The organism is Segatella hominis (genome assembly GCF_004535825.1).
GTDB classification, from domain to species: Bacteria; Bacteroidota; Bacteroidia; order Bacteroidales; family Bacteroidaceae; genus Prevotella; species Prevotella hominis.
The window spans coordinates 65,216-77,589 of sequence record NZ_SGVY01000015.1 but is presented as its reverse complement, the minus strand read 5'-3'; the positions used below and the strand labels follow the sequence as shown (position 1 = coordinate 77,589).

12 protein-coding genes and 1 pseudogene are annotated in these 12,374 nt (G+C 44.8%); 6 read left to right on the top strand and 7 right to left on the bottom strand.

Annotated features, from left to right (window positions below; all coding sequences use genetic code 11):
• Together EXN75_RS07570 and EXN75_RS07565 are read left to right on the top strand one after the other, a co-directional pair.
• Window positions 1–111: pseudogene (locus EXN75_RS07570) on the top strand (IS982 family transposase); the annotation flags it as partial.
• 302 nt (window positions 112–413) lie between these two features.
• Window positions 414–2,180 carry an ATP-binding protein gene (locus EXN75_RS07565; protein WP_134843329.1) on the top strand — a complete coding sequence of 589 codons (1,767 nt, stop codon included), beginning with the start codon at window positions 414–416 and terminating at the stop codon, window positions 2,178–2,180.
• Between the two features lie 216 nt (window positions 2,181–2,396).
• On the opposite strand, the gene EXN75_RS17640 is transcribed toward EXN75_RS07565, so the two are convergent.
• The 4 genes from EXN75_RS17640 to EXN75_RS07550 all read right to left on the bottom strand — a co-directional run bounded on the left by EXN75_RS17640 (window position 2,397) and on the right by EXN75_RS07550 (window position 4,888).
• Complete coding sequence (locus EXN75_RS17640; protein WP_158570172.1) at window positions 2,397–2,558, bottom strand: hypothetical protein; 162 nt, start codon at window positions 2,556–2,558, stop codon at window positions 2,397–2,399.
• A gap of 45 nt (window positions 2,559–2,603) precedes the next feature.
• Window positions 2,604–3,209: an HAD family hydrolase gene (locus EXN75_RS07560; RefSeq protein WP_134843328.1), complete on the bottom strand. Its 606-nt coding sequence runs from the start codon at window positions 3,207–3,209 to the stop codon at window positions 2,604–2,606.
• Between the two features lie 80 nt (window positions 3,210–3,289).
• A complete protein-coding gene (locus tag EXN75_RS07555; RefSeq protein ID WP_134843327.1) occupies window positions 3,290–4,288 on the bottom strand; it encodes a FecR family protein in 999 nt (332 codons plus the stop codon).
• Window positions 4,289–4,330: 42 nt separating this feature from the next.
• The gene (locus EXN75_RS07550; protein WP_134843326.1) at window positions 4,331–4,888 is read right to left on the bottom strand and encodes a sigma-70 family RNA polymerase sigma factor; all 558 of its coding nucleotides are present in this window, start codon (window positions 4,886–4,888) and stop codon (window positions 4,331–4,333) included.
• 379 nt (window positions 4,889–5,267) lie between these two features.
• On the opposite strand from EXN75_RS07550, the gene EXN75_RS07545 reads away from it, so the two are divergent.
• Window positions 5,268–5,789 (top strand): outer membrane beta-barrel protein, encoded by a 522-nt coding sequence (locus tag EXN75_RS07545; RefSeq protein WP_134843325.1) that lies wholly within the window; start codon window positions 5,268–5,270, stop codon window positions 5,787–5,789.
• Window positions 5,790–5,912: 123 nt separating this feature from the next.
• Here the strand turns inward: EXN75_RS07545 and EXN75_RS17635 are convergent, their stop codons facing one another.
• Together EXN75_RS17635 and ribD are read right to left on the bottom strand one after the other, a co-directional pair.
• Window positions 5,913–6,071: a hypothetical protein gene (locus EXN75_RS17635; RefSeq protein ID WP_022110683.1), complete on the bottom strand. Its 159-nt coding sequence runs from the start codon at window positions 6,069–6,071 to the stop codon at window positions 5,913–5,915.
• A 27-nt stretch (window positions 6,072–6,098) separates the two neighbouring features.
• A complete protein-coding gene (ribD, locus tag EXN75_RS07540; RefSeq protein WP_134843324.1) occupies window positions 6,099–7,130 on the bottom strand; it encodes a bifunctional diaminohydroxyphosphoribosylaminopyrimidine deaminase/5-amino-6-(5-phosphoribosylamino)uracil reductase RibD in 1,032 nt (343 codons plus the stop codon).
• 300 nt (window positions 7,131–7,430) lie between these two features.
• On the opposite strand from ribD, the gene prmC reads away from it, so the two are divergent.
• From prmC to EXN75_RS07525, 3 genes are all read left to right on the top strand, one after another.
• The gene (prmC, locus tag EXN75_RS07535; protein WP_134843323.1) at window positions 7,431–8,285 is read left to right on the top strand and encodes a peptide chain release factor N(5)-glutamine methyltransferase; all 855 of its coding nucleotides are present in this window, start codon (window positions 7,431–7,433) and stop codon (window positions 8,283–8,285) included.
• A gap of 8 nt (window positions 8,286–8,293) precedes the next feature.
• The gene (locus tag EXN75_RS07530) at window positions 8,294–8,806 is read left to right on the top strand and encodes a regulatory protein RecX (protein WP_134843322.1); all 513 of its coding nucleotides are present in this window, start codon (window positions 8,294–8,296) and stop codon (window positions 8,804–8,806) included.
• 172 nt (window positions 8,807–8,978) lie between these two features.
• A complete protein-coding gene (locus EXN75_RS07525; protein ID WP_342776606.1) occupies window positions 8,979–9,554 on the top strand; it encodes a ComF family protein in 576 nt (191 codons plus the stop codon).
• 20 nt (window positions 9,555–9,574) lie between these two features.
• On the opposite strand, the gene EXN75_RS07520 is transcribed toward EXN75_RS07525, so the two are convergent.
• Window positions 9,575–12,307: a LamG-like jellyroll fold domain-containing protein gene (locus EXN75_RS07520; protein ID WP_134843320.1), complete on the bottom strand. Its 2,733-nt coding sequence runs from the start codon at window positions 12,305–12,307 to the stop codon at window positions 9,575–9,577.
• Window positions 12,308–12,374 lie beyond the last annotated feature (67 nt).

Here is a 12,374-nt window from a genome sequence, read left to right as displayed (position 1 = left end):
CTAGGACTGTTTACCCGAATCATCGGGAAAATCAGCGCATTTACAGTCTTGCAATATATTAATTATGTAAACAACAGACCGGTTGGCAGGGTTAAGTATGCGCTAAATTAATTCCGCCAACGGGTTAATAATACACGTTGACTCACAGTATTAACGTAACAACTCATGACTATATGGGTGCTGCTTACCCCTTAGGATGAAGGGTGATGAAGGGTGATGAAGGGTTAAATTGCACCCTTCACCCTCTGAAACCCCGATAAACACAGGGGATTCCGAGGGATAGATGAAGGGTGAAGTTCACCTGCGAACGACCATTCAAAAATGGCACTTTCTAAAATATAGACCGGGAAATTTGGAGGTTACAAATTTATTGCTTAATTTTGCAAATGGTAAAGCTAAAATACATTTAAGCCATGGCTATAAGAGAAAGAAGAAAGCGAATCTATCGCAAGCGCATACCTTACGGCATGCAGAACTTTGAGGATATTAGGGAGAGGGATTGTTACTATGTGGACAAGACCTCATTCATCGAAGATATAGAAGACTCCAATATGTACTTCTTCTATATCCGCCCTCGCCGTTTTGGCAAGAGCCTCACCCTCTCCATGCTTGAACATTACTATGACATCAACAAGAAGGACAAGTTTGAGTCCCTCTTCGGTGGATTGTACATTGGCGAAAATCCTACACCAGAGCATAATACATATCTCATCATTCACCTCAATTTCGCTGAAGTGGACGCAGGTATAGACAATTATCAAAGTGGATTGGATGTGCATTGTAACATTATGTTCAATTCATTCTGTAACCAATATGCCCATTTGCTTCCTCCTGATGCAAAGGAGGGGTTGAACAGAGAAATTGGTGCCATAGGACAACTTAGGTATTTATGCCAGGTTTGCAAGGAAGCTAACCAGAAAATCTATCTCTTTATCGACGAGTACGACAACTTTACCAACACAATCCTTGCCAACGAGGAGCATCTGGAGCGATACCGCAACCAGACTCATGGAGAGGGTTATCTACGTCGCTTCTTCAACACCATCAAGGGTGCAGCCGGCTCGGCTTTGGGACGTGTCTTCGTCACGGGTGTAAGCCCTGTCACTATGGACGACCTCACCAGTGGCTTCAACATCGGCACGAATTACTCGCTAACTCCACAATTCAATGAGATGACGGGATTCACCGAGGAGGAAGTGCGGGAGATGTTGGGCTATTACTCAAGCGTCTTGCCGTTCAATCACACCGTAGATGAGCTCATCACCGTGATGAAGCCATGGTACGACAACTATTGTTTTGCCGAGGAATGCTATGGAGAAACCACCATGTATAATTCCGTGATGGTGCTCTACTTCTTGGATAATTACATCCGAAGCTATTACAAAATCCCAAAGAACATGGTGGAGAGTAATGTTCGCACGGATTACAGTAAGCTGCGCATGCTTATCCGTCACGACAAGGAGTTCGCCCATGACGCCAGTGTCATCCAGCAGTTGGTCACCAAGGGATACGTTACAGGCAAGCTCGTAGAAAATTTCCCTGCCGACCATATCAACGACCCAGACAACTTCGTGAGCCTGCTCTTCTATTTCGGCATGGTGACGATAGATGGAGAATATAAAGGCGAAACAAAGTTTATCATCCCTAACGAGGTGGTGCGTGACCAGATGTACACCTATCTCCTCGACACCTACAAGGAAAACAACTTGGTATACGATACTTATAACAAGACCCAGTTGGAGAGCAAACTGGCTTACGATGGCAACTACAAGGCTTATTTCGAGTTCATCGCCGATAGCCTGAAACGCTATTCTTCGCAGCGTGACAAGCAGAAAGGCGAGGCTTTCGTGCATGGTTTCACCTTGGCGATGGCAAGCCAGTGCCGCTTCTATCGCCCTATCTCCGAGTTGGACAATGATGGCGGCTATGCCGACATCTTCCTCTCCCCTCTTTGCGACATCTACAAGGACATGGTGGACAGCTACATCATCGAACTGAAATATTGCAAGACGAGCACCACGGACCAGCAAGTGAAAGAACTCCTCAAGGAAGCCTCTGCGCAAATCACCCGTTATGCCGATAGCGACATAGTGAGAGATGCCGTAAAGACCACCCATCTACACAAGCTCGTAGTGATGTATCGAGGAGCAGAGATGGTGGTTTGCGAGGAAATCGAATGATGGCATTAATCATCACATGGGGCAAGTTCTCAATAGAAGCGTAAGTACAAAATATAAGAAAGCGCTTTATTAAGGTCTAATGATGCGCATCGTTAGGTGCTAATGATGCGCATCGTTAGGTGCTAATAAAGCGCTTCGTTAGATGCTAATAAAGCGCTTCGTTAGATCATGCTGATTTACAATAAGTTATATCCCTGAAAATCAGCAAATTACGTTCTATTTCAAGACAGCAATGAGGAAAATTTTCTGGTAAACCGTCATGGTTTCCATATCACGCTGATAGAACTGACGATTCTGATCCAAAAGTTCATCAATCGCTTGCTCTATCATCTGATCCGAAACGTCAGGACTTGCTTTGTACCAGATGAGCCAAGCCAATAGTCTTTTTAGTAAGAACTTTATTACTAATTAACTATTTACTAATTATACAACTGAGGCTAAGATTTTTCTCAATTCCTGCTCATACTGTACTGCATCCTCAAAGCAGATGGCCTGCATTCCGAATTTTCGGGCTGCTTCTACATTTTCCATTCTGTCGTCTGCAAAAAGGCATTCTTCTGGCAGTAGAGAATACTTCTGGCAAAGGCGCTCGTAAATCGCCTGGTCTGGCTTGATGATCTTTTCCTCAGACGAAATGACCTGTCCTTCCAATAGTTGGAAAATCGGATATTGCGCCATTGTCTCGTGACACTTGGTACACCAGTTGGAAAGACCATAAAGATGATAACCTTCTGACTTCAATTGAGCCAGCAGGTCTCGCATCCCCTCCTTTTCGCCACGCACAAATTCATTGAAGCGCTGGGCTACCACCGCTATCTCGTTCTTATATTGCGGCATGATCTGCTGCATTTTGCAGAAGGTGTCCTCAAAAGAGTCTCCCCGATCCATATTCTCATTCCACTTACCGTCTATCAGAAGATGATAGAATTCTTCTGCCTGTTCGTGGGTCTTGAATATCTGGTCAAGAGTTTCAAAGTATTCGTAATCTACGAGCACTTTGCCGAAATCAAAAATCAAATTCTTTATCATAATCAATCTTGAATAAAAAAAGGGCGATTTCTTACCCAAATCCCTGTTTTCGAAAGAGATTTGGGTAAAGAACCGCCTTCTTATTTCAGTATAACTTCATCTTTTCTCACTTCATATTCCAAACCTGGAACCAAGTTTTTCAAGACATTCATGGCACCCGAAAGGGTTTCACCACGGTTGAAATGAACTGTAACCTTCGTGTTCTTATAACGCTGCGAACGGAAGGAGAATTTTACTCCGTATGCATCGCCCATTATCTGAGCAGCTTCTGCGAGAGTTACGTCATTGAGATCTATCTGCTTGTTTCTCCAGCCCAGACCATTATTCCCCTTGGAAACCTGGCGGAGATTTACCGACTTGGTCTTTACATTATAAACCAGCTGGTCGTCTGGATTCATACTATATACTTTGTCCTCACCTACAATTCTGAGTTCTATCTTACCCGTTTTGAGCGTAGTAGTAACTTCCTCGTCGGTAGTATAAGAAGAAACCGAGAATGAAGTACCCAAATCAGTAATCTCAAAGTGAGGAGTGCTGACATGGAACGGATGCTTGTCATCATGCTTGATATCGAAGAAAGCCTCACCTGCCAAGAACACCTTTCGCTCCTTGCCTTCAAAAGAAGCAGGATAAAGGAGCACAGAACCCTGACTGAGTTTCACCTTCGTTCCATCAGCCAAAGCCAATGTTTTAGATTCACCTTTTATCGTATGTTCCTGCATCATCGCTATAGCCTGTGATGCTTTCAGATCATTACGCATCTGAACATAGATCTTGCCGAAGACGACAAGCATAACCAGCGGAATGACAAGAGCAGCCACTCTTTGCCAAGTGAAGATTTGGAACGTTTTACCCTTGCTACTATCAATATCTTTTTTGAAAAGCCGTCCATAAGCAGTTGAAATTTCCTCTTCATCCATATATGCAGAATCAGCCTTATCCCACAAAGATCGCAAGGCTTCAACTTCCTCCTTTTCATCTTTCGAATCTGATAATCTCTGTAAGACTCTTTCCTTTATTTCATCTGATACGACATGTTCAGAATAATAATCTATGATATCCTTAATCTTTGTTGCCATATTTTTACCTGTAATTTCTTTTTAAGACATTTTTCAAAGATATTACACCCAATGCAATTGCAATAAAATCATCAAATATAAGGCTTTTTTTATTTCTTTAAGAGCCAGGTTAAGATGATTCTCTACTGTTTTCTTCTGCAATCCCAACTGTTGGGCTATCTCCTCGTTCTTGAGATGCTGTTCCCGACTCATGCGGTAGATGGTCTGTCGCTGCGGGGGCATATTCTCCACAATCATGTCGATAAGCAGTTGGGTATCCTTGGCCACGATTTCCTCATGCGGCGAGACTACGTTGGCACATTGGTCAGGCAAGGAATCGATGTCTATCGGAATCACTCGCTTGGTGGAAATATAATTGATAACGGTATATTTCGCCAATATAAAAAGGTAGGAATCGAAGTCTTTGATTTCCGCGAATTTCTGGCGCTTCCTCCAGATTTTCTCAAAGATAATCTGACAAACGTCGTCGGCATCATCCATGTTTTTCAGCAACATGGAGACGAAGCGATGAACTTTAGGATAAAACTTGCGGAACATGATGCCGTAAGCTTTTTCATCGCCCTGAGACATGAGTAATATTACTTCTTTTTCGATTTCCATTTAAACAGGTTTTCTACGTTTTTGTAATGCACGGCATGATATTGGAGGGCATTACATGAATTAAGCAATTGCAAAGATAATACAAATAAACGAATTCTCCATCGTTTTTGATAAGAAAATTGCGTTACAATTGAAAAATGTATTATCTCAAGAGATTTGACAGGGGAAAATTTTAAACAAAAAATGACTTTGACTGGATACAGCAACAGGAATTTTGTTATTATCTCATAAAAAACATATAAATTGCCTTAAAATCAAGGAAAATGGAATCACGTATCGAGATTTTTACTATATTTGCAAATAGTTTTTTCGGAAACTAACCTAAAATCAGAGTGAATTGATAATCCAGTAATAACAACTTAAAATTAGATTAGAGATGATGAAGAAATTATTTTTAATGGCAGTTATCATGCTGTCTTCAGTAAGTATTTTTGCTCAGAGCAGAGTGGGTACTACAACTATCCAGCCTAAGATCGGTTTGAACGTATCTTCCGTAGGTGATGGAGACTGGAAAGCTGGTTGCGTATTCGGCGCAGAATTGCAACACCAGTTTAATGCAAAAGCTGCCATCGCAGGTGGACTTCTCTATTCCTTCCAAGGAACTAAACATGATGAATATTCTTGGAATCCAGGATATTTGAACATTCCTATCACGCTCAACTATTATGTTGCCCGCAACTTCGCACTCAAGGCAGGTATTCAGCCTGCATTCATGGTTGCCAAGGACGAGGCTAAGGATGTCAACACCTTCGACTTTGCAATTCCTGTGGGAATGTCTTACGAGTTCAACAACTTCGTACTGGATGCTCGCTATAACATCGGTGTCACAAAGGTTCCAAAGTATGGCGACGGCTACACCAACGTGCTCCAGCTGACCATTGGTTATAAATTCAAGCTGTAAGATATAGATTACTCTTATACATAAACTTTTATACTCATAAATCCCAAGCCGGCTTTTCTGCTGACTTGGGATTTGCTTTTCCGGAAATCCGTGATTATCCGTGATGTAATCTTAATCGATATCTTAATAATCCGTGATATATCCTTTCGTAAACATATCGTAGGACAGAGCTTCCAGTTCAGCAAGCGTCATGTGCTCTACGGCATGTTCTATCTTGCGAATCAGTTCATCTCTCTTGAAATCGTCGTTATCGCTCAGGCGCGATGTAAATCTATTGCTCATCGATTTTTAATGTTTAATGTGTAATGTTTAATATTTACTTCGTTCATAGATATCGATGACATTGCCATCATATTCCTCATGGGTGAGCAGACGGACATCGTGAGGAAGGCGAGGAGCCTCAGTGCCTTTTTCCACAGATTTCCCGACTGCTGTTTCCACCCTGATTTCATCCCAAAGTCCTGCATCAAGGAAAGCCTGATGGGTGATGGCACCTCCCTCCACTATCAGAGATTGCACCTTATTAATATATAGGTGGTCCATCATCTGATCCAGCACGCTGGTCTTTCCCTGAGAGAAATCCAAGCCCTCGAAGCAAGGGTGATTTCTGTCGATGACCAGTCGCAGAGGGTCCTTACCGCTCCAGTCACGCACATTCAACTGACTATGGTCTCGCTCATCGGTGATTCTACCTACCAGGATGGCATCGTTCTCGGCACGCAGTTTGTGGGAAAGCATCTTGGTGAAAGGAGAGGAAATAGCCATTCCCTTGCCTCCGTCATCGAGAAAACCGTTGACTGTCTGCGCCCATTTCAAAATCACGTAAGGGCGCTTATGGGTATTATAAGTGATGAAGCGCTTGTTGAGTTCAAGACATTCCTTCTCCAGCACGCCCACCGTCACTTCGATGCCAGCCTCGCGGATTTTCTGAATGCCGCGCCCCTGCACCTTGGCAAACGGATCTACACAACCGCAGACACATCTTTTCACTCCTTTCTTTACTACGAGGTCGGCACAAGGAGGCGTCTTTCCGTAATGCGAACAGGGTTCGAGACTCACGTAAATAGTGGCTTCATGCAGCAGCGGCTCATTCTCCGGTCTGACAGAGGCAAAGGCATTCACCTCAGCATGTCCCTCGCCGCAGCGCACATGATAGCCCTCGCCGATAATTCTTCCGTCGGCACTCACAATGACGGCTCCCACCATCGGATTGGGTTTCGCATTCTGCCTTCCGTTCTTCGCCAACTGCAGGCAGCGGCGCATAAACATTTCATCTATCTCCTGCTGAGAGAGTGGCTCTCCCGTCCAAGGATTCTGAAAAGAGACTTTATTTTGTTTCATATTTTTCTATAATTAGGATTTTGTCAATAAAAAGTCAAAATTACCCTGCAGAACAAAAGGGAATCTTATGAGGAAATAGGACAAAACAAATTCCACAAGAGAACAACACATGTAATAATATTACAAAATGTAAAAACTATTTTTCAAGGGACTTTTCTTGAGTTCATGACTATTTTCCAAGGGACTTTTGCGTACAAAGATAATAAAATAAAAGAATCGGTGTATAAAAAAAGGAGTTTCTTACGATAATTTAACAGTAAAATAAGGTAAAGTAAAACAAGAAAAGCGTATCTTTGTAGTATGAAAACTTATCAACAACTTTGGCAATCCCTCACTCCACTCTATGAGACTGGCGAAGCGCAAGCTATCGTCCGCACCGTGCTCGACGTGAAATACGGAATGACTTTGACCGACATAATCTGCGGCAAAGTTAATGAATTATCTGCAGATAAAGAAAGAAATCTGGAAGAAATTGTAGAAAGACTGCAAAATGGCGAACCGGTACAGTATGTGCTGGGCAAAGCCGACTTTGCTGGAAGAACCTTCCATGTAGAGCCGGGTGTGCTGATTCCGAGACCCGAAACGGCGGAACTCTGTGAATGGATGGCGAAATCTGCCTCTCCTCAACCAAGAATCATGGACCTCTGTACAGGCTCTGGCTGCATTGCCATTACCCTGAGTCTTGAGATTCCAAATTCGGAAGTATTAGGAATAGACATTTCCGACTGCGCCTGCAGAATTGCCACAGAGAATGCCAAGTTGTTGTCTTCTAAAGCATGCTTTGAGAAAATGGATGTCTTTAAACTGCTTGAAAGGTATAGAAAAGATACAAAGGATTCTCCCGAAGTGGATATGATCGTGAGCAATCCTCCTTATATCTGCGAGAAAGAAAAGATAGATATGGCTAAGAATGTCTTGGATTATGAACCAGGTATCGCCCTCTTCGTTCCCGACGAAGATCCTCTGAAGTTCTATCGGGCCATCGCCGAGATTGCTTCCATCAGACTGCGCTGTGGGGGATTCCTCTATTTCGAAATCAACCCTATCTACGAAAAGGAAACCAGGGAAATGCTCGAAGGCTTCGGTTTCAAGGATATTGAGACGAAGGAAGATTCTTTCGGGAAAAAGAGAATGATGCGAGCTGCTAAAAAATAAGAAACAATATGGAATATGACAATTATAAACCGCATCGTGCGAAGAAGCCGATGACTGAGCAACAGGCACTCCTGAAACTGACGACTCTCTGCACCCAGTCGGAGCACTGTTCGCAGGAAATGCTCGACAAAATGAAGAAATGGGAACTACCCGAGGATGCTATCGCCCGCAACATGGAGTTCCTCATCCAGAAGAAATTCGTGGATGATGAGCGCTTTGCCCGCTTCTTCATCAACGATAAAATCAAATATAATAAATGGGGACGGCGCAAGGTGGAACAGGCTCTCTGGCTGAAACATATCTCCAGAGAAATCTCCGACCCTATCTTTGCAGAAATTGAGGACGAACTCTATATGGAGACACTTCTGCCCCTGATGAGAAACAAGTATAAGACCATCAAGGCAAAAAACGACTACGAGCGCTCCATGAAGCTCATCCGTTTTGCTCTCGGCAGAGGCTTCAGCATGGATATTATCCGCAAATGCATTGACAAAATGGGAGTAGAAGACGTAGAATTTTAATACGATTACATATATGCGACTCAGTATCTTAGCAAAAATCATAGATATGCTTTCCCCCCGCTACTGTCCGGTTTGCGGAAACCGGCTCAATGGCGAGGAGGAAAGCATTTGTGTTTCATGCAATCTGTTTCTACCCAGAACCGATACATGGAAAGACCCTTATAATAATGAGATGGCAAAGATGTTCTGGCATCGTATTCCCATCGAGAAAGCCTGCGCCCTCTTCTATTACAAGGGCCATGCCTTCACCAGCAACATTCTCTATCAACTGAAATACAGTCACCGCCCGGAAGTTGCCACAGACTTGGGAATACTTCTGGCACAGGAAGGAATGAAAGTGCACTTCTTCGACGACATCGACGGCATCATTCCCATTCCGCTTGCACCCCACCGCCAACGGCAGAGAGGCTACAACCAGAGCGAGGAAATCGCTAAGGGAATCGCACAGGTGACCCACCTCCCCATCTACACAAATATCGTGAGAAGAAACGTCTTCAAGGAAAGTCAGACCCAAAAAGACCGCTGGAGAAGAAACGAGAACGTGAAAGAAGCCTTTGAGCTCTACCCTTCCTACCGCCCCGACCAAGAGAAAGGGAAAAACAAAAGCGGCTCCATCGCAGGCAGACATTTTCTGATGGTAGATGATGTCTGTACTACGGGAGCCACTATCTGTGCATGTTGCCAGACGCTTTTGAAAGCCGGCAACATGAAATTCAGCGTTTTATCTATCGGATTGGCTGGGGAATAAGTTTCTTGCCCTAAGGAACATTATTTCCGTACTTTTCTTACTTTTACAGTACCGTCTGCACCGATTTCCTTCACGATGTTGATACCCTCCTGCAAGGCAGGCAACTGCACACCATCCAGCGAATAGATTTCAGTCTTTTTCACTCCTTCTGCTACTGGAGCCTGAGGCGCAGCAATGCCCGTAGGCTGGTTGCCGCCAGCCACCAGGGCTATGTCTTCAGCAGACAGAGCAAAGCTATAGATGCGGAAATCATCGATATTACCCTTGAAAAGTGGATCGGCTGCAAACTGGCTTCTGCCAATGTAGCATCTGCTCGGAGAAATCATAGAAGGACGGGCGCTCATCTGACTTGTGCCCACAGCCTTACCATCTACATAGAGCACCACTCCATCTGCACCCAATGTGACTGCCACATGGTGCCAACCGGAAGTCAACTTCGATGCAGAAAGTATCTGTTCTGCCCCGTCCAGCTTGATGACAAAGCGCATCTGACTGCCATTGCTTGGCGTGAGAAACATATATTCATCCGTACCATTGCCGAAATCGAAGATACGAGTCCAGTTAGAAGACGTATTCTTCCAGTTGACCCAAGTAGCGATGGTCATTTCCTCCATACCAGCTACTGTAGCAGGCACCTGCAGGAAGGTGTTCGTACCATTCAGCACGAGACTCAGCTTTCCCAACTTCTTTGCACTCTCATCATAACTTACCGTACCACTAACCACAGCATCCATCTGATTTTCAGTAGTATCATAAAGACTATTTTCCATATCATACCAAGCCACTAACACGTCCTTCTTTGGCAATTCCACTGTAGCTGTCACTTCAGGCACGGTCTTGGTGGCCTTGGAGAAATTGCAGGCATGATCCATCGCCTGCACCTTATATATATACTTGGCACCCATCTCGCAGGAATTATCCACGAAGGCCGTTTCCTTCACCTGTCTGCCGATAACCTGCCATTGTGGTTCAGCCTCATCAGCCAATGCACGGAGCACACGATAGCTATCCAAGTCTGTTTCCGTATTAGCATCCCAGTTCAGCAAAACAGAAGCAGTCTGTGCCGTAGCCGTCAGTCCCTGCGTAGCCTTCGGAGCCGATGCGTCATACTTCACATCTGACGGCAGGATGCGCCAGCGCTGCTGGTTGCCCTTCGCTTTCAGAGCCGCCTGTGTAATTTTCGTACCATCCGTTGTATTGTTGGACTGGAGATACAGACCAGAATGACGTGAACGGATGTAATAATCACCATTGCCGGCATATTCCAATATCCACTGCTTGTTGGCACCCACCGTACCATTGTAGGCAACCAGACCATCACCTTCTTCGAGCGACCAGTTTAGCAGGTCTGCATACATTTCCGGATTATTGGAGCAGCGCAGGGTGAAATAGCTGAAATCACCACCGATTGTCTCTTTTACAGGGTCTATCAGCCATCGCTGAAAAGAAGGCGCATTCTTATACACAGTTCCCTGAGTCAGCGTCGTACCCGCTGGCACAGGATTACCTGAAGCCTGCAATGCCTTTCCCGAATATCTGTTGACAATCACATACTCGCCTTTAGTTATCGGATAAGGAGCCACGTCTTCACCTTGAGTAATACGCACCATGCGCTCGGCATTTGTCTGTCCCTGCTGATAACCCGTACCGCCAGGCATCGTCACAGAGAAACATCTCATCGGACCGTAGCCGTCGTAATAAACATCTCGACCCTTGGAAACAAAATCATAGGTATGGGTAGTAGCCTGACGCTCAGAAGAACCCAAGAATCCATCCACCTTGCCGTCTGGCAGGCGATAGACAGCTGCGGAAGTCCAACTTTCACGATTCTCAGCATAAGCCAATCTGGCTCCACCTTCCATATTTGCCTTGCAGAATTCGCCTCGAGCAACACCATCGAAGCCCCACCAAATACCATTCTCCATACCATATTCAATGCCTACGATAGCCTCGCCCACATTGTGCAATTCATCGGCTGTAGCCACCTTTCCATCCTGCTTCACTTTCTGGAAGAAGCCGGCATAATTGTCGAAGGAACCCGCCAACTGATGCGTATTTCCTTCGTCGAGATAAGTCTTGAGATAATTATACCAGGAGAGCGCCTGATCGCAGTTCAGCGTATTACCACCACAGAGACGGATACCATCCAATTCCTTATCCGCTCTGATTTTCTTGCAGATATTCAGAAAATCAAGCTTCGAACCTTCATTCCAGGCAGTATAGTCAGGCTCATTGAAGGGCGCAATGCTCTCCACGGTGAGTCCTTTGGACTGGGCATACTTTACGGAAGCCTTGATCACCTTGTACCACTGTTCAGGTTTGCCCTTGTAGTTAGATGCATTAAGCTTTTCATGATCACAGTTGATGGCCACAGTAGTCACTCCTGAGCGTTTGATATGAGCGATACGCGAGTCGAGGGCTTGCTTCTGTGCGGCAGAAAGATTACCGTCGGCATCCACCAGGTCGCTTGGCTGGAAAGAGATACGTCCCGTCGCCATGTTTTCCTTGCCTATAAAATTGGTTCCACGGCGCACATTGCTCACATCGTCCCATGCTGTATCCAAGCCCCATCTGATGCGGAATTCCTTTCCCGCATCATTCCAGTCGAAGGGAATCGTCGTAGTTCCCGTTACCGGTTGCAGATACATAGCTGCATGTGCCATACGTTGGTTTTCACTCTGGGCATCAGCATTTCCCGTCCATGCGGAGAGAGCCATCACCCCTAAAAAAGTTAGAATCGGTTGCTTTGTCATAAGTTATTCTAAGCGTTGGTCTATAATAGGTTTCGTTTGATTTAATTCGTGGCAAATATACACCATT